This is a genomic window from Pseudomaricurvus sp. (assembly GCF_965662505.1).
Classification (GTDB): Bacteria; Pseudomonadota; Gammaproteobacteria; order Pseudomonadales; family Cellvibrionaceae; genus Pseudomaricurvus.
This window is the reverse complement of record NZ_CBFIHX010000035.1, coordinates 1-18,683: the sequence shown is the minus strand read 5'-3', so window position 1 is coordinate 18,683 and position 18,683 is coordinate 1. Positions and strand designations below refer to the sequence as shown.

General features: G+C 50.4%; 12 protein-coding genes. 3 read left to right on the top strand and 9 right to left on the bottom strand.

Annotated elements, in window-relative coordinates; all coding sequences use genetic code 11:
- The first annotated feature begins 140 nt into the window (after nucleotides 1-140).
- Nucleotides 141-1,829 carry an acyl-CoA dehydrogenase family protein gene (locus tag ACTG33_RS06885; protein ID WP_439134463.1) on the top strand — a complete coding sequence of 563 codons (1,689 nt, stop codon included), beginning with the start codon at nucleotides 141-143 and terminating at the stop codon, nucleotides 1,827-1,829.
- 79 nt (nucleotides 1,830-1,908) lie between these two features.
- Here the strand turns inward: ACTG33_RS06885 and ACTG33_RS06880 are convergent, their stop codons facing one another.
- The 9 genes from ACTG33_RS06880 to ACTG33_RS06840 form a co-directional block, all read right to left on the bottom strand.
- Nucleotides 1,909-3,846: a succinylglutamate desuccinylase gene (locus tag ACTG33_RS06880; protein ID WP_439134462.1), complete on the bottom strand. Its 1,938-nt coding sequence runs from the start codon at nucleotides 3,844-3,846 to the stop codon at nucleotides 1,909-1,911.
- A 296-nt stretch (nucleotides 3,847-4,142) separates the two neighbouring features.
- Complete coding sequence (locus ACTG33_RS06875; protein ID WP_439134461.1) at nucleotides 4,143-5,288, bottom strand: hypothetical protein; 1,146 nt, start codon at nucleotides 5,286-5,288, stop codon at nucleotides 4,143-4,145.
- Nucleotides 5,289-5,526: 238 nt separating this feature from the next.
- Nucleotides 5,527-7,326 (bottom strand): BatD family protein, encoded by a 1,800-nt coding sequence (locus tag ACTG33_RS06870; RefSeq protein ID WP_439134460.1) that lies wholly within the window; start codon nucleotides 7,324-7,326, stop codon nucleotides 5,527-5,529.
- 79 nt (nucleotides 7,327-7,405) lie between these two features.
- Entirely contained in the window at nucleotides 7,406-9,091 is a 1,686-nt protein-coding gene (locus ACTG33_RS06865) for a VWA domain-containing protein (protein ID WP_439134474.1), read from the bottom strand.
- Between the two features lie 21 nt (nucleotides 9,092-9,112).
- Nucleotides 9,113-9,403 carry a hypothetical protein gene (locus ACTG33_RS06860; protein ID WP_439134459.1) on the bottom strand — a complete coding sequence of 97 codons (291 nt, stop codon included), beginning with the start codon at nucleotides 9,401-9,403 and terminating at the stop codon, nucleotides 9,113-9,115.
- Nucleotides 9,396-10,463: a VWA domain-containing protein gene (locus ACTG33_RS06855; RefSeq protein ID WP_439134458.1), complete on the bottom strand. Its 1,068-nt coding sequence runs from the start codon at nucleotides 10,461-10,463 to the stop codon at nucleotides 9,396-9,398. Before ACTG33_RS06855 ends, ACTG33_RS06860 begins: the two co-directional genes overlap by 8 nt.
- Entirely contained in the window at nucleotides 10,450-11,007 is a 558-nt protein-coding gene (locus tag ACTG33_RS06850) for a DUF4381 domain-containing protein (RefSeq protein WP_439134457.1), read from the bottom strand. Before ACTG33_RS06850 ends, ACTG33_RS06855 begins: the two co-directional genes overlap by 14 nt.
- Nucleotides 10,995-11,942: a DUF58 domain-containing protein gene (locus ACTG33_RS06845; RefSeq protein WP_439134456.1), complete on the bottom strand. Its 948-nt coding sequence runs from the start codon at nucleotides 11,940-11,942 to the stop codon at nucleotides 10,995-10,997. The genes ACTG33_RS06850 and ACTG33_RS06845 overlap by 13 nt, the downstream gene beginning before the upstream one ends.
- Nucleotides 11,942-12,901, bottom strand: coding sequence for an AAA family ATPase (locus ACTG33_RS06840; protein ID WP_439134455.1), 960 nt, complete (start codon nucleotides 12,899-12,901; stop codon nucleotides 11,942-11,944). The genes ACTG33_RS06845 and ACTG33_RS06840 overlap by 1 nt, the downstream gene beginning before the upstream one ends.
- 248 nt (nucleotides 12,902-13,149) lie before the next feature.
- Here ACTG33_RS06840 and ACTG33_RS06835 point away from each other — a divergent pair, with 248 nt between their 5' ends.
- Nucleotides 13,150-18,132 (top strand): NAD-glutamate dehydrogenase, encoded by a 4,983-nt coding sequence (locus ACTG33_RS06835; RefSeq protein WP_439134454.1) that lies wholly within the window; start codon nucleotides 13,150-13,152, stop codon nucleotides 18,130-18,132.
- Nucleotides 18,133-18,216: 84 nt separating this feature from the next.
- On the top strand, nucleotides 18,217-18,435 hold the full coding sequence (locus ACTG33_RS06830; protein WP_439134453.1) for a DUF2835 domain-containing protein: 219 nt from the start codon (nucleotides 18,217-18,219) through the stop codon (nucleotides 18,433-18,435).
- Nucleotides 18,436-18,683 lie beyond the last annotated feature (248 nt).

Sequence of the window (18,683 nt, the reverse complement as noted above, 5' to 3'; positions counted from 1 at the left end):
ATGTTCTATTCTAACGGGTAGGTGGTTCTATTCTAACGGGTAGGTGGTTCGTTGACTATAAGTGTGAATCGTGGTTCACTTTATAATGATGTGAATGTAGGTTCATTTTATCGCGAAAAGACTTTTTAATGAGGTTGTTTATGGCCAGTCATGCCGATTTTACCCCCAGTACTCGCTATTGGGCTGAAACTCACGAAGTGGAAAATCAGCCCCCGGCTCTGGAAAACTACAACGCCTTTACCTCTGATGTGGCCCTGCAGGAGAGTTTGATTGCTCAGGGAGGTGAATGGGCAACAGAAGATCTGGAACACTTTGGTGCTATTACAGGCTCCGCGGAAGTGATCGAGTGGGGGTATCAAGCCAATGAAAACAAACCGGTACTGCATACTCATAACCGGCATGGCGCTCGTGTAGATGAGGTGAAGTTTCATCCGGCCTACCACCAGTTAATGAATCTTTCGATCAAAGAAGGTATCCACTCATTGCACTGGACCGAAGATCGTCCTGCCGGACACGTCGTGAGAGCGGCCAAGTTTTATATGATCAGTCAGGTCGAAGCAGGGCACGGTTGTCCAATCACCATGACGTCTGCCGCGATTCCGGCATTAAAAAACCAGCCTGATTTGTACGAATTATGGGCGCCCAAGGTTCTATCGTCAGAATACGATCCCCGAAATGTGCAGGATGCCGATAAAGCGGGTTTGACCATCGGTATGGCCATGACGGAAAAGCAGGGTGGGTCTGATGTCAGAACCAACAGCACCCGTGCGTATCCCGTGTCAGCAACCGGACCGGGGGAAGTCTACGAGCTGGTGGGGCACAAATATTTTGTCTCCGCACCTATGAGTGATGCGTTTCTGGTATTGGCTCAGACTGAGCCCGGGGTCTCCTGTTTTCTGGTTCCCCGCTGGCGTCCAGACGGCACCAAGAATCCGTTGCAGATCCAGAAGTTGAAAAACAAAATGGGTAACGTTTCCAACGCTTCCAGCGAAACCGAATTGCGTGGTGCGATGGGCTGGATGGTGGGTGAAGAAGGGCGAGGCGTCTCGACAATTTTGGAAATGGTCGCCATGACGCGTTTTGACTGCATGATTGGATCCTCTGCGGGTATGCGTCAAGCGGTGGCACAGATCACCCATCATTGCTCCCAGCGTTCGGCTTTTGGCAAACTCTTAACTGACCAGCCGTTGATGCAAAATGTGTTGGCGGATCTGATTATTGAACAGGAAGCTGCTTTGGCGCTGACCATGCGTATCGGTCGTGCGCTGGATAATAGCGCTCATGATGAACAGGAGAAACTACTGGTTCGTATGGGCACAGCAGTGGGTAAATACTGGATTTGCAAGCGCACGCCAGGGCATGCCTATGAAGCCATGGAGTGTATTGGTGGTATGGGTGTAATGGAGGATGGCATGATGCCCCGCCTTTATAGGGAAGCGCCAATTAATACTATCTGGGAGGGCAGCGGCAATGTTCAGTGTCTGGATATGCTGCGAGCCATGGCCAAAAGTCCGGGGTCGCTGGATGCCTTTATTTCAGAAATCAGTAAAGCCAAAGGTATGCACCCGAAAATGGATCAGGCGATAACGGATCTGGTCAATGAGCTTGGACGGCAGGAGAATATGGAGTACCGTGCCCGTACGGTTGTGGAGAAAATGGCTTTGGCGATTCAAGCCTCGACTCTGTTGCAGTTTGGCGATGAGTTAGTCGCTGATGCGTTTTGTCGTTCCAGGCTGGGTCAGCAGAACTCGGGTTGGGTATACGGTACGCTACCGGAAGGCATTGATTGCGATGCCATTATCAAGCGCGCGACACCGGCACTAGATTGATTCTGTCAGACTTAACACGATAAACAAAGCTCGCTCAACGGCACCTGAAGAGTGGCTGATACCACTCTTCAGGTGAAACTCATTCTTCAGATTCGACACTGGGTCCAGCGGGTGCTTTTTTCGAGTCGCTGAGTGTAGCTTCTTCCTGGACTTTCTTGTCAGTAGTTACCGCTTCTTGTGGGTTTTCTTTAGGCTTATCCTGCTCTTTGTTGTCTACTTTGGATAAATCAGAGTCAATAAGCTGTTGCGGTTCATCTTCTTCCGGTGGTACGACCTTGGTTTCGTCTTTCGCGGCAATACCTATGTGGTAGGCAGCGAATCCCGGCAGCATCACCTGATTGAGCGCCATACCGATCACCCGGCCTTCGTGCGGGGAGGTGATTTCATGCCGTACGTTCGTAATAGGATCAGTAACGGTACCCAGAACATCACCGGCTTTAATCTTTTTACCCAGTTCAACTTTGCTGAATAGGATTCCACCGTAGTTCACCCGAATCCAGCTGGACTCGTAGTAAACCGGCTCGGGCTTGCCCCAGAAACTGAACTTTTTAATCATGCCCATGCTATTCAGCAGCGTTTGAATTCCCGCGACACCATGGCTGACACTGTCTTCTTCAAGACGGATTGGGCCACCGGCTTCGAGAGTTACTGCAGGAATACCACTTTCGGCGGCGGCACGACGCAAGGTACCTTCGGCGCCGGTACTGTGCAGCACCACGGTCGCGCCAAAATTGTGAGTCAGCTTGGCGATCTCTTTATTGCGCAAATCAGCTCTGAGTTGTGGCAGGTTAATTCGGTCAAATGATCCGGTATGCAGGTCGACCAGAGCATCGCAGTGGCTTATCACTCGGTTAAAGAAAGAGTGTGCGATCCGTGACGCTGAGCTGCCGCTCGGGTTGCCTGGGAAGTAGCGGTTTAAGTCGCGACGATCAGCCAGGTAGCGCGAGCTGCGGCGAAAACCTTGCAAGTTAACAATCGGTACACCAATGATGGCGCCATTCAGTTCTTCGGGATCGAGTCCGTACATCACGCGGCGAACAATCTCGATGCCGTTGAGCTCGTCGCCGTGTACGGCGGCGGTTAAGCATAAGGTAGGCCCATTTTTAGCGCCGTTGACGACCAAAACGGGTGTCGGTAGTGATAGGCCTTCAAACGATTGATCCGGGGACCAGGCAAGTCGGGTGGAGGTGGAGGGCGGTACCTTTGTGCCGAGAATCAACAGCGAGTCGGGTTCGATGATCGCGGGAGCTACAGGCTCCTGTTCTTGAGAGGATTCCTGAGAAGGGGTTTCTGGAGAAGGGATTTCTTGAGAAGAGACTTCAGCTGTTTCGGTATCGACGGTGGACTGTTCCTGAGCCGTTTCTGCAGAAGCTTCTGAGCTTTCCTGGGTTGTAGATTCCGAAGAGGATGATGAGTCAACGGCGTCACTCTGGGTATTTGTCTCAGAGGCCTCTTGGCTGGTGTTCACGCTAGTTTCTGACGAAGCCTCTTCGGGAGAGGCGGCCGGCTCCTCAACCGCATTCAGCTCATCTTTGGAAATAGGTTGAGCCAGATCGACACTTTTGGCTTTCGGAATGTTGGCGTCTTCCGCTAAGGCAACGGTTTGAGTTGCGTCAGAATCTGGGGTGTCCAGATCCGGAGTCTCTGTATCGGACTTTGTGCTCTTGTGTGCGGCTTGGCTTGCGCCTTGATTGTCAGAGTTGAGTTTCTTGTTGTTTGCTGAATCATCATCTGCCGCTAATGCTACTGAAGAATCACTCTTGTCTGATGCAACGACCAGGGTGTTCATTTCTTCGGCGATGTTGCGCGCTTCAGTTTCATTGGCTTGTGCTAAGGGTATACCCGTTAACAATACGATCGAGCAGGCGTTGAGAAGAGCTCTCCCGTGTGGCAGAACGGCATTGGATTGGCCAGTTATCACTGCGCGAGAACGATATGCCAGCCTAGCGATAAGTTGCAAAGCAAATGTCTTTTGATTGCGACGTTCTTGACGTAAGCGTACGAGCTTTTTAAGCATTAATCAGTCAACCTGGGCCAAAGCCTCTGCCTGAATATGAATGGTTTTGATCTGCTGATTTTTAACTCTGATTAGTTATATCTGCGAGTGCTAATTATATCTAAAAAATCAAAGGGATGTGCCAAATACATCATTCGTGTGCGGGTAAATTGGTTTTTGGTGATGATAACGGCGCCAAAATTTCTTAATAGTGCTTATCGGCTAAAATGACAGCGGAAATAGGGTGAAGAGGCAAAAGCGAATAGTATATTTATGTGACGATCATGAGGAAGGAGGTTAACTGAAAAGTTTATTGGTTAGTCTTTGATTTTTGGCAGGATCGGAAAGTCTTCAAGTCCGGCTTTTTTCCGAGACTCAAAATAGAGATTCATACCTGAGAGTTCCGGGTCCCGCTGGGCAATGATGACATTTTTGTCTGTGATGACTTCGGCATCCGAGTTTCTGGTGTGGAACAGATTGTTGACGCCCTGACGTTCCAGCAGGAAGATGTTTTCGCTCATAGTGACTTTGTTTTCGGTGTGTTTCAGCCCTTCGAGACCGTAGCCAATCACATCCTGATTCGACGAGCGGGGGCCCTGTTGCAGTACAGAACGAGAAATAACCAGTACGCCACCATTAGGGACATCGACCAGTCGGCTATCCTTGGTGGATAAAGAAGCGATGACGCTATTTTCAATGAGTGTCATCGCAGCACGGGATTTTACCTCGTGGCCTTCACTTTTGGCGGCGAGCATCAAACTGTTCCGGATTCGCAGCTGACCGCCATTCACATAAACGCCGTGTGCTTGTCCGCGATGTCCAAGATATTCAAAGCGACTGTCCTCTATCTCTACCAAGCCCGGTTTGTTAACCGTTAAGATGCCTTGCTGACTATTGTGAAAATACACATGAACCAGTTTGAGGTTAGATCCCTCGTGTCTCACGCAGGCACCGTTACCGGCAGAAACTTTGATGTTCCGGCATTCAATGTTCCGTATTTGATTGAAGTCCCCTTTATTTACGATCGCTGCCTTTCCGCCTGCGGACTTGCCATCAAGCACTACGTGTCCAATGCCCTCGACGACAACATTACTGGCTTTAAGGATAAAAGCCTGAGGGTAGACCCCAGAACTGATTCGCAGAATGTCGCCATCCTTGAGTGTATCAGCGGCGGCTTGTAACGAAGGAAACTGATCGGAGCTGATCACTCTGTTGGACAGGCTGGCAGTAGGGGATTCGAGTGGAGACCATGGGGGGAAATTGGCGGCTAGTTCGTCTTTTATCGTAGCTTCATCGACTAGGGGTTGAGAGTGACCCATATCGGGTGCCAGCTTGGAAAACAGTATGTCCTGTCCTTTCCATAGCCAGCTGGGTTTAAAAATCAGCAGTGCGATAAAGAGTGCGTTAATGCCAGCGCCACAAAAGAGCAGATATTTCTTAAACCACACATTGAACGAACTCATAGCATCCCCGCTGTTTGTTGTTTGACTTCCTTAAACCGGTTGAACACATCGGATGAACACGTTGACTTAAATGCCACGGTTAACTGATGTTTACCGCTAACTGATGTTCACCGCTAACTGATATTCACCGCTAACTATAGAAACTCTTGAGTTGATGTCTACTCTTTATTTTCAGTTCAATAGTTATAAGATTGTCAGTTCAAAGGTTATAAGATTGTCGGCCAATGCCTATCAGGCCTCATGAGTATAGCGGAGGTAGGTTGGACTTGGATTCTACGGAAGAAGGCGTATGGCCATTCCTCCGCAGGTCGATTAGGGCTTGCTGGAAGCCTTCTGTGTCCAGTGTCGCCGTCTTCTGACCATAAATTCCCGCTTCAATCTGGCCAATATATTCTGCCAGAGGGGGCAGAGTTTCCGATATCTGCTGTAACGAGGCCAGTTCTGAATCATTTTGATAAATACGAGCCCAGATAATCAGCGCAGAGCGAATGGCCTGTATGTCTTGTTGTTGGGGTTGTCGCTGCAAGGTGCTTTTCAGGCTTTTGTACGCTTGTTTTTCACTGGGCTGGTCGCTCCGGGTCTTCTGTGTTGGAGAAGCGGGGGCGGTTTTTTTTCTGCGAGCCCGAAGCCACTGTATCAGCGTGATTAAATTGGTCACGATCAATAGTATGGCAATATAAAACCAGATGCCTCGAGTCGACCGTGCCTGGTCTAGCATGCCTGAAAGCGAGCCGTCGCCGAGGCTTTCACCTGCCGAGGCTTGAGTGTCGGTGTCAGGCGTTTGTGTCGAGTCAGGTATGGTGGCGGGTAAATTACTGTTTGATTTATCGCTTGTCGGTGCTGCAACGACGATGGTTTGCTCGGGCAGCGTTGCTTCGCGGATCTGTTTGGCTTGAGTATCCCACCAGTGGACCGTAATGGCTGGCAGGGTGATGTTTCCTGCACGGCTGGGCACAATGGCGTAGCTTTCGGTTTTAGTGGTGGTGACACCGTCTCTGGCGATGGCTTCATCGGATTGAGGTTGATCCGGGTAGTATTTAACGTCGCCAATATCACTTAATTCCAGTGGGGGGAGTTGTGAAGCCATCAACCCCTTCGCCTGAATGGTGATGCTGCGAGTAATGGGTTCACCAATTTTGAAGTCTTCCGGTGGCTGACTCCAGCTTTGTGATATCGACAGATTCTTGGCAGGTAACCATTGATCTGACGGGTAGCGGGCAGGTTTTGAGTCAATCTGTACGCTTGCTGGTTTTGTTCTCAGACGCAGTTGTTGCCCACCTTGACGTAAAAAGGGATCGTAGGAATACCCGCGAGTATTTTGTATGGCAACTGTCCATAACGTAGATGGAATTTCCAGTGAACCACTTTGCTGTGGAAAAACAGCGTAGGTGGTTTCAACCACGCCGTAAGGAATGCCGTTGATCGTGCGCTGGTACTGATTCTCGGCGACAGGTTTGACCAGAGCATTTTTGATTTTCAGTTCACCGCGATCCAGACCGTTCAGATCCACAGAGGTGAAAAGCCGGATCGTGTAGAGAAATTGTTCCTGTACATAACCCTGCTGCTTATCCAGCTCGGCTTCCAGATACACCGGCTTGTCTCCTGAGGATGCTGTTGGGGCGCTTTCGGCCACGGTGATCTCGATGGCATCACTGAAACTGTCTTCAAATTTTAAAGAGGGAATCAGTAGCTTTCCCTTACGCTTGGGAGCCAGAGTCAGCGTCCACTTGGTCCAGGATTCGACCTTGCCATTAATGCTGCGGTACTGATTGCTGCGATGACTGCCAAGCACGTCAAAGTTTCGTTTCAGGTCTGAGAAATCCGGTTCATCAAACATCACCTGCTCACTGTACTTGACGCTCAGCTTGAGGGTTTCTTCAAGGCTGATTTGATTTCGGTCAACAGTAGCTGTGAGTTGGCCTTGTGCCTTTGCCGTAGAAGAAAAGGTAAGGGCAAAGGTCGTTGCGAAGAGAGACAGAGCCAATACCAGAAAGGCTGACAGAGTGTGTCTAAATGTGTGACTGCGATACGTATTCATGGTCTGTGTCATGTCGGGTAACGTTAATGTTAGCTAATGTAAGAGCGCGTGTCTGTGTGCAATCTATGACGAGTATATGTCACCAGCGTTGCTCTGAGGGGCCACCGGGTAACGATCTGTCTTGCTGATTTTGCAAACGACGCTGGCGATATTGATATTCAAACTTCTTGCGCATTAAGCCGCTGGGATCATCGGGGATTTTGCGCAGCCACTGCTCCATGGCCTGCTTTTCTTCGTCGCTAAGATCGCTATCTTCCACGGCTTGCATCTGCTGCTCTGATTTATTTCCCGCGGAGGACTCTTCTGATTGGCCGCCTGCTGCTTGCTGTTCCTGTGACTGCTGTTCGCCATCAGAGTCTTCATGGTCCGGCGGAGTAGGGCTTTCTCCTGTGCGCTCATTATCTTCTTCGTCAGAGTCATTGGGCTGAGGGTCGCCGGATTGATTCTGCTTGTCGCTGTCCTGAGAGTCACCGCTTTGCTGATTGTTTTCTGAATCACCGTTGGGAGATTCCTGTTGATCGCCCTCAGATTTTTGGTTGTCAGAGTTCTGATTGCTCTCCGAATCGCTGTTCTGTGAGTCACTATTTTGAGAACTGTCGCTTTCTGAATCGGAATTGTTCGAATCAGACTTGTTGGAGTCAGAGCCTTGCGAATCGCTGTTCTGATCTTCCTGGTTCTGATTGTCTGAAGAGTTTTGCTGTTGTTGTTGTAGCAGTTCTTCCACCAGAGCTTTGTTGACTTGTGCATCTTCAAACTCAGGTTGTTTTTGCAAAGCTTTATCGTAAGCGGCTATGGCTTCTTCCAATTTTCCGGCTTTGGCGAGAGCGTTGCCAGCGTTATATTGGTCTTCAGCGGTATCTGCATTGGCAAACGATTCTGCGGCCTGTTCGTACTGTTTGGCTCGGTATTGTGCGGTTGCCTTCCAGTCCTGGCGCTCGAAAGTCTCGGCTGCTTCGCCAGCCTTGTCTTGACGAAGCAGCTCCTGAGCTTGCTGATCACGAGTTTGCCAGAGGTCTTTCCAGCCAAAGGCATAGCTCTTTTCCGGAATAATCAAGATGAATGGCAGTATCAATAGCCAGCCGCGGCGGAAACTGAAGGCCACGAAAGGTATTAGCAACAAAGCCAGCCAGGCGCCACGATCCAACCAGGTATCAAAGTCACGTTGCAGCTCGCGGGTTTGGTTGTCGAGTAAATCAGCCTTGGGCATAACAGCCTTGATATCGCTGTCGTCGTTGCTCAGGGTGTGGTAGTCGCCGTCACTTTTGTGGGCTAACTCGGACAGCTCTCCTTCATTGAGCTTGGCCAGTACAATGCCGCCATTGCGGTCTTTGGCAAAGCCGCCGATGTTAACCGGTATTGGAGCCCCGGCCTCGGTGCCAACACCCAGTACAGAAAGACGAAAGCCCAAGGGCAGCTTTCTGCGAATGTATTGTTGTGCGTCTATAGCGACACCGTCAGTGACCAACAGGATATCTCCCTGTGCCAACCCGCTGTCCTTGAAGAGATTTAAAGCCTGATCAAGCGCCATTTCTGTATTGCTGCCGCTCATAGGCATGACATTTGGCGACAGTGAGGGTAGCAGGCTTTTGATGGTGTCTGTGTCATCGGTCAGAGGAGTTACCGTATGCGCTTCTCCGGCATAGGCGATCAATGCGGTTAGTCCTTCTTCTCTTTGTTTGAGTAAGTCGATCAACTTCAATCGTGAGCGAACCAGACGTGAAGGTTTGATGTCTTCTGCCATCATTGAGGGCGACATGTCGTACAGGATGACCAGAGCGCTCTCTTTTTAGTGAATGGGTTGGGGGAGTTTTTCCCAGCTGGGGCCGGCCATCGCCAAGCTAGCTATGATCAGACCAAGGGTCAGCATGGCCAGTGGCCAGCGCTGTTGTTTGCTGATTTTACCTTGCAACAGATGTGGCAGCAGTTCCGGATGAATAAATTTACTCCACTGGCTGTTCTGTGCCCGGCCACGCATCAGGTAGGCTCCGATTACCAACGCACAGGGAATGCCCAGCAACCACAAGGGACGCAGCCAATGAAATTGGGACAGGAGGTTGGCAAAATCCATGTCAGCCACGGGAGCTTTCCTCTTGAGGACGGGGTGTGCTCGACAGATTGTGAGCGTTGGTGGTTTTGTTCATTGCATCCAGTATCAATCGCTGTAAAAACATCAGTGAAATCAGTGCTAATGCTGCGCCGAGTGCCCAATAAAACAGGGATTGAGTGGGGCGAAATACCTCGGCTTCCTGCTCAATAGGTTCCAGCTTGTCCAGTTGTTGATAGATCAACTGAAGGTCTTCTGGGGAGCGAGCACGGAAGTATTGTCCACCTGTTTGTTGAGCAATGGCTTTGAGAGTGGCTTCGTCCAGATCCGCCGAAGGATTCACTCTACGAGATCCAAATGAGCTGCCAAACAAACCCGGAGTGACCATCTCATCCGCTCCGATGCCAATTGTGTAAATTTTGACGTCGGCTTTTTCAGCAAGTTCAGCGGCTTTTAACGGGGTTACCTGTCCGGCCGTGTTCGCGCCATCGGTCAGGAGAATCATCACCCGACTGTCTCTGGGGCGGTCACGGAGTCGTTTCACCCCAAGTCCAATGGCCTCACCAATGGCCGTCTTTTCTCCTGCCAACCCCAATTGAGCTTCCTGCAGCAGTTGATTCACGGTGGTGCGATCAAAGGTCAGCGGAGCTTGCAGGTAGGCACGTGTGCCGAAGAGAACCAGACCGAGACGGTCGCTCTGACGACGTTTCACGAAGTCGCCGACCACGGCTTTCACGATACTGAGACGGTCGTAGTTTTCACCTTGCCATTCCATGTCCGGCGTTTCCATACTGCCGGAAATATCAACACCCAGCAGCAGATCGCGTCCGCTGGCGGGTAGGGCCACCGGATCGCCAATCCACATTGGACGAGCCGCAGCCGTTAAAGTCGCTACCCAGACCAGACTGAGAAGTAAAAGCCGAAACCATTGAGTAAAGCGATGTGACCCCTTGATGGCATCAGTACCTGGAAGGCGGTCGAAGAAGGGCACTAACAACGCGGCATCTTCCTGCTTGGCCGCAGGCCAGAAGCGGTAGATCAGCCAAGGCAATGGCAGAAGGACAAAAATCCAGGGGAACTCAAGGTGCAGCATGAGCGGCCTCCGTTTGTTGCGGAAGTTTGGAGGCTTTCACATGCTGTTTGATCCAGTTTCTGGCGTATTGGTAGAACGTATCCGCATGTTGTGATTGTTGCGAAGGGGATGCATACAAGCCGGAGCTAAGGATATCGGGAAGCTCTGAAGGTTGTGGCACGTTCGGAGCTGACCGCAGCAAAAAATCTGACCATTCCTGGCCGTGAATACTGGCTACGGAGGCACTGGGATAGGCGGCCAATGCGACTCGTTTCAGCAGGTTATTGATGTTCTGCAGTCGCTGTGAATCATCGTTTGAGCTGTTGTCAACGGCTTGTTCAAGCAGTGCCAAGGCCTCCTTACGGTATAACTGTTGCTGCCGTTTTCGTTGCAGGATTAGCCATCCGACAATCAAACTGGCCAGAACCAGGGCAGCCAAAATCCACCAACCGGGGGCGATGGGAAAACTGGAGATTTCGGCTGGCGTGTGGATATCCCGTAAGCCCGCCAGTGGATCGGGCTGAGATTGGACTGGCGCCGATGATGGAGGAGTTAACGTCGGCATGCTTGTTTTCCGAAAAGTGTTTGCAGTTGTAACAGCGGAGCTTGATCCGTGCTGATATTCAGCAGGGGCAATGCCAATTGCCCGGCCAGAGTTTGCAGATGTTCAAGATGACTGCTGAATTTCTGCTCGAATGATTGGTTGAATGACCGATTGCTGGTGTCGATGGTTCGCCGACGTTGTCCATCTGTGACGGTCAGGCGCAAATCATCAGGCAGATGCACTTCCAGCGGATCCGAGACATTCAACAGCGATACATCACCGTGGCGGGCAAGCTTGTAGAGCTGTTCGTCGCAGGCTTCATCAATGTCGTGAAAATCACTGATGATCATAATCGCACTGCCGGGTTTGGCGATGCGGCGCAAATCACTCAGACGCTGTGCCAGAGGGATAGCGTTGGCCGGTGGGACAGGTGAATTCAGTCGCAGGTTATACTCCTGCGTTGCCTGCAGCACACTCAACAGGGTATGGCGACTGCGTTTAGGCCGAATGTCGCGCTCTTCCTGGTCGTTAAACACCAGAGCACCAATCCGATCATTGTTGTCCAGAGCCGCCCATCCCATCAGAGCTGCGGCATGGGCTGCCACCACAGATTTAAAACAGAATTGACCGCCAAAAAACATGGATGCTCGCTGATCCAGCATAAGAATGACAGGGCGTTCACGTTCTTCACGGAAGAGTTTGGTGTGTGGTACTTGAGTGCGCGCCGTAACCCGCCAATCGATACTGCGGATATCGTCGCCGGCCTGATAGTGTCGCACTTCTTCAAATTCCATCCCGCGTCCGCGAAATCGTGTGCGAACACCACCGCTCATCTGGGAGTGGCTTTGCTTGCGGGGCTTGATTTGCAGCTCCCGGGACGCAAAGCGCAGCCCGAGTAAATCTTCCAGACTGACGTAGGCGCCTTCAGCGGGTTGACGGAAATCCATCTGCTTCATCAGGCTACGGGCACTCTCTGAATCAACTCTTTGATCACCTGCTCAGCATTGATACCTGAGGCTTCGGCTTCGAAACTGAGCAGAAGGCGGTGACGGAATACGTCTGGCAGGACAGCCTGCACATCATCGGGGCTGACAAAATCTTTGCCATTCAGCCAAGCTCTTGCTCGCGCGCAGCGATCAAGCGCAATCGTTCCCCGTGGACTGACGCCAAACTCTATCCATTTAGCCAGATCCTTGCTGTAGGTGTCGGGCCAGCGGCTGGCGATGGTCAGATTGACGATGTAATCCTCTACCGCTTCGGCCATGTGCATATCGAGAACTTCCTGGCGCATGCGGAACAGGTCCGCTTGAGTCAGTGTCGGCGGCTGTGGCACCGGTGCGTCAGCCGCCTCGTTTCTGGCCAGACGCAGAATATTCCGCTCATCGTCGGCTTTGGGGTAATAGACATTGACGTGCATTAGGAAGCGGTCCAGCTGAGCTTCGGGCAGCGGGTAGGTGCCTTCCTGCTCGATGGGGTTCTGGGTCGCCATGACGAGAAACAGGTCAGGCAGCGGGTAGGTGCTGCGCCCCACACTGATCTGACGCTCGGCCATGGCCTCCAGCAATGCCGACTGGACCTTTGCCGGTGCCCGGTTAATTTCGTCAGCCAGTACCAGATTATGAAAAATAGGGCCTGCCTGAAATTCAAAACTGCCATTCTCTGGACGGTAAATGTCCGTGCCGGTGACATCAGACGGAAGTAAATCCGGAGTAAATTGGATTCGATGGAAATCGGCTTCTATACCGTCGGAAAGGGTTTTAATGGCTTTCGTTTTGGCAAGACCCGGAGCGCCTTCAACCAGAAGGTGACCATCCGCCAAAATGGCGATTAACAAACTGTCGACAAGGTGGCTCTGACCAATGATTTGAGACTGCAGCCACTGTTTTAATGCATTAAGCGGAGACTGGGTATTCATGGTGTTGTGGTGATCCCCCGAGCGTTTCTGACAAGGTAAACGCTGATAAGTAAGTCACTGAATTTGTATGGAATTCTACTGTTTGAGAAGAGTGTATCAAGTGCTTCCATCGTCTTAGTGTGAGTAGACCACAGACGACCGCATCGGTTCCACTTTTGAGTGTTTATTCAGGCGTCAGCCAGAGAATGGCTGATGTTTGGCTGTTTCCTGTGAGGGATAAGCCCATGGTCTATGCTATGGGAAGGCTTTTGACACCTAAGTTTGAGCAGAGGCTCATGGTGATTTTGCAGAAAAATAAGGGGTTCACAGTGGGTATTAGCTCGGTAGTCGCGGATTCAAAAGATGTATTTCTGAATCAGCTATCAGACTGTATTGATGAAAAATTAGCCAGCGCTCAGGCGGACAAGCTGAAGGCGTTTGCCGAAATCTATTATCAGCAAGCTGACCTGGAAGAGCTCCAGGGTAAGTCTTTAAGTGATGTCTTTGGCAGTACTTTAGGGTGGTGGAATTTTATACAACAAGGCCCGCAAGACGGCGCTAAGGTCAGAGTGTTCAACCCAGGGCTTGAGGAAGATGGGTGGTTGTGTGGTCACACAGTGGTCTCGGTACTGCAGAGGGATATGCCTTTTTTGGTCGATTCGGTTCGGATAGAAGTTAACCGAAGAAATATTGCTTTACACGCGATCAGCAGCACAGTCGTCAGTGTTTGCCGGGATAAGCATGGGAAACTGCTCGATCTGATCGCAAAAGGGGATACGAGAGCACAGTCAAAAAATCGTGAATACCATCACGATGCGATGATCTATCTTGAGATCAATTTACATACCAATGAGTCGGCTATGCAGGCCTTAGCCGACAGTCTTCGCTCAGTGCTTCGCGACGTTGAAGTGGTGGTGTCGGACTATCAACCTTTACTGGATCAAATCGCTCGTTCGAGAACTAATCTCAGCTATGTCGGCTCCGGTGATATGAAGTCGAACGCCAAAGAGGCTGATGCTTTTTTGGCGTGGATGGCGGATGCCCACTTTACTCTGCTGGGGTATGTTGAATACGAATTCTCAGGCAGCGGTAAGAATCGTGCTCTCAATGAAAAAACAGATTCCCGGTTAGGGCTGTTTCGAATGCACGGTAGCAAGCCTGATAATGTCAAACTGTCTGACTTCAATCCAGGTATGACGCAGTTTCACTCCAGTACAGACATCATTTCTTTTACCAAATCATCGGTGCGCTCAAGAGTTCATCGGCACTCATATTCAGATTATGTCGTGGTGAAAAAGTTTAATGACGATGGTGAGGTGTGTGGTGAGAGCCGTTTTATTGGCTTGTACACCTCGCCAGTGTATACCTCGTCACCGACTAACATTCCATTGATTAAGCAGAAGATTTCCAATGTGCTGAATCGATCTGAATTAGATCTGAACTCTCACGACGGTAAAGCTCTACGACAAATTCTGGATACTTTCCCCCGTGATGAACTGTTCCAAAGCAATGAGTCTGAATTGTTTGATACCGTGATGGGCGTAGCCAGAATTAAAGAGCGTCACAAGGTTAAATTATTCGTTCGACGCGATCCTTACGGTAAGTTTGTCAATTGCATTGTTTATGTTCCAAGGGACGAATTTAGTACTCTTATCCGTGTCAAAATTCAAAATCTCATCGGCGAAGCTATCCATGCAGAAGAGCACGAATTTACGACCTATTTCTCGGCTTCAGTTCTGGCCCGATCGCACATCGTTTTTAAGGTTGATCCCGATAAAAGTCTTGATATCGATGTAAGGCGCCTGGAGCGTCAAATTGTCGATATTACACGTTCCTGGAATGAGCGGTTGTATCAATCACTGTGCGAGTTTCACGGTGAGGAAACGGGTGCACGACTGTTTTCTAACTATGGTGATGCCTTTTCATCCAGTTACAAAGAGACCTTTGAGGCGCGGGCAGCGGTTCAGGATTTGGATACGATTACCGAGCTTGATGAGAATAACACTCTGGCGATGAGCTTTTATCAGCCTTTTGGGTCTGAAAAGCGTGATATGCGTTTTAAAGTATTTCACATGGATAATCCGCTTGAGCTGTCAGATGCTATTCCGGTGCTTGAAAATCTGGGGCTGCGGGTTGTTGGTGAGCACCCCTACAAAATACAATCCAAAGATGGGCGACGGGTCTGGATGCAGGACTTCGGTTTGCGTTTTGACTTGAACGCTGAAGTGGATGTCCATGCTGCGAGACATAACTTTCAGGATGCATTCGCTGCAACCTGGTACAAAAAAAACGATAGCGACGCTTTCAATCGCCTGGTGTTGGGCGCTCGACTGAATTGGCGTGAAGTGGCGATGCTGCGAGCTTACGCCTCTTATATGAAGCAGACGATGTTTAATTTCAGTCAGAGTTATATCGCCAATACGCTATCTCATCACCTGGATATTACGCGCAATTTGGTGGCTCTGTTCAAATCGACCTTTGATCCCCGGGTTAATCAAAAACAGGACAAAGATAACACGCGTATCGGTCGCTTAACCCAGAAAATCATCAACAGTCTTGAGCGTGTTGAGAATTTGAGTGAAGACCGCATTATTCGTCGCTATCTGGAGTTTATTCAAGGTACCTTGAGAACTAATTTCTTTCAAACCGATGCCGATGGTGAGTCAAAAACTTATATCTCATTCAAATTCAATCCCAGGACTATCGCTAATATTCCAGAGCCTCGACCGATGTACGAAATCTTCGTCTATTCACCTCGAATGGAAGGGGTGCATTTGCGTGGGGGCGCAGTGGCGCGGGGCGGATTGCGCTGGTCAGACCGTTTGCAGGATTATCGAACGGAAGTGCTGGGTTTGGTGAAGGCTCAGCAGGTTAAAAATGCCGTCATTGTTCCCAGTGGTGCGAAAGGTGGCTTTGTTGCTAAAAAGTTGCCGAAAAGTGGCGGAAGAGAAGCTTATCTGGCTGAAGGTATTGCCTGTTATAAGATCTTCATCAAGGGCCTGTTGGATATCACGGATAATATTGAGGACGGTAATATCGTTGTCCCGGAAAACGTCGTCCGGCGCGATGGTGATGATCCGTATCTGGTAGTGGCGGCGGATAAAGGCACCGCGACATTTTCGGATATCGCCAATGCGATTTCTAAAGACTACAACCACTGGCTGGGCGATGCTTTTGCGTCTGGTGGCAGCCAGGGGTATGACCACAAAGGGATGGGAATCACTGCACGGGGTGCCTGGGTGTCAGTGCAGCGACACTTCAAGGAAAAAGGCATTGATGTACAGACGCAGGATTTTACCGTAGTGGGCATTGGTGATATGGCCGGTGATGTGTTTGGTAACGGCATGTTGATGTCTGAACATATTCGGCTAGTTGCGGCATTTAATCATCTGCATATTTTTATTGATCCGAAACCGGATGCTGCGAAGAGTTTTAAAGAGCGGAAACGTATGTTCAATACGCCCGGCGTGACGTGGGAGCACTATGACAAATCCCTCATTTCTGAGGGCGGTGGTGTTTTCTCCCGATCTGCAAAGTCCATTGCTATCTCTAAACCCATGAAAGAGTGTCTCGGGGTGCAAGCTGATCAGTTGACCCCGACAGAGTTGATTACTGTTTTGCTGAAAATGCCTGTGGATCTGATCTGGAATGGAGGGATAGGGACCTATGTGAAGAGTTCCGACGAGGTTCATGCCAATGTCGGCGATAAGGCCAATGATGCTTTGCGGGTGAATGGCAACGAGTTGCAGTGTCAGGTGTTTGGCGAAGGCGGCAACCTGGGCATGACTCAGTTGGGACGGATTGAGTACAGTCTTAATGGTGGTCGTTGTAATACTGACTTTATTGATAACGCCGCTGGTGTCGATTGCTCGGATCACGAGGTCAACATCAAGATTCTGCTGGATGGTGTGGTTACCAATGGTGATCTCACGATCAAGCAACGCAATACTCTGTTGGAGAAAATGACAGACAACGTTGCGGAACTGGTGCTCAGTAACAACTACAAGCAGACGCAGGCGATTTCTCTCGCTGAATATCAGGTGTTGAGCCGAATAGGGGAGTACCGCCGCTTTATCACAAATATGGAAGACAGTGGACAGTTGGACAGGACTCTGGAGTTCTTGCCAACTGATGAGACAATTGTAGAACGGCAACAACAGGGGAAGTCTCTCACCCGGCCTGAGCTTTCGGTATTAATCTCTTACGCCAAAGTGCAGCTGAAAGAGTCTCTGACGGGTAAAGCCATGACGGATGACCCGTACATGATGAAGGCGGTTGAATCGGCGTTTCCTGTGCAGTTGCGTAAAAAATACCACGATCAGATTTATCAGCATCGCCTGCGAAAAGAGATTGTTGCGACGCAGGTGGCCAACGACATGATCAATTATATGGGGATTAACTTTTCCCATCGATTGATTGAGGCCACCGGGACCAGTGCGATAGATGTCGCCAAAGCGTACGTGGCTGCGCGGGATATCTACAATTTGCATGACTTTTTTGCAGCCGTTGAGGCGCTTGATTCCAAGGGGAATTCCGAGCTACAGCATCGGATGCAGTCAAAAATGATGCGTCGTATGCGTCGGGCAACTCGCTGGTTCCTGCGCAATCGTCGTGGGTTTCTCTCTCCAGAGCAAGAAGTGGCCAAGTTTGCTGAACCGGTAGAGCTGTTGGTGGCTAAGTTGCCCTCGGTGATGTGTGGTGCCCCTCGCAGAGATTGGGAACGTGACTCGAAGGCGTTGATAAAACTGGGGGTTCCGGAAGACCTGGCATCCTGGTCTGCTCTGCCAGCCACGCTTTATTCGGCGTTGAACGTGGTGGAAGCTGCACGTTTGACCGAGGCGGACCCCATAGATGTGGCCAGCGTCTATTTTGCGCTCGGTGATCGGTTGGGGCTGCACTGGTTTGCCACTCAGGTGTCTGAAGTCAAAGTGGATACTTTCTGGCAAGCCATGGCCAGAGAAGCGTTTATGGACGATGTGGAGTCGCAGATGCGAACCTTGGCGATTTCCATCATTCGTCTCGCTGGAGACAATATGGACGTGTCGAAGACTCTGGATGAGTGGGTGAAACAGCACAGTTTACTGGTCGGTCGCTGGCACTCCATGGTCAATGAATTGCAGGGGAGTCCGGGCACCGATTTTGCCATGTTCTCCGTCGCCTTGAGGGAATTGCTGGATTTGGCTCAGGCCAGTCAACATTGCACTTCACTGGATGATGACAGTCAGCTCTGCGTACTTGGCGGCGAGCAGTAAGGGGGTGGATTCGGGGTGTCTTGATTTTCTCTGATTAGGCTTGCAACATATTGTCAGTTACTTGTCTGTCTGAGATATGCCCCTATGCCCACCCTTGTCGTCAATCTGGTGATTGCCCCGGATGAATACCAGCGTATGTATTCTGGGGCGGCTCGGCATGTATCCACCGTGTCTGTGGATGGGCGAAAAGTACAGTTTCCTGCCAATATTCTGCGCCCTTATGTGACTCGGGGCGGTATTCGAGGCCGCTTTATGATTCGCTTCTCCAGCGACAATCGATTTGAGTCGATTCAGCGGTTGTAGCCTGGCCTGACGGATTGACTCTATCGGGCTCAGAGGCACTGTATAACGTGGCTCAACCTCGCATTGGGGCACGCTTTACAGTATCCTTGCGGCCTCCATTTACTCTCTGTCGGAATCCCGCTCATGTACGATTTGGCGCGTAAGGCTTTATTTTGCCTGAATGCAGAAACTTCCCATGAACTTACCTTGGATATGCTTGGAGCTGGTGAGCGCCTGGGCTTGATCCGGCCGTTCGTCAAACCTGTTCC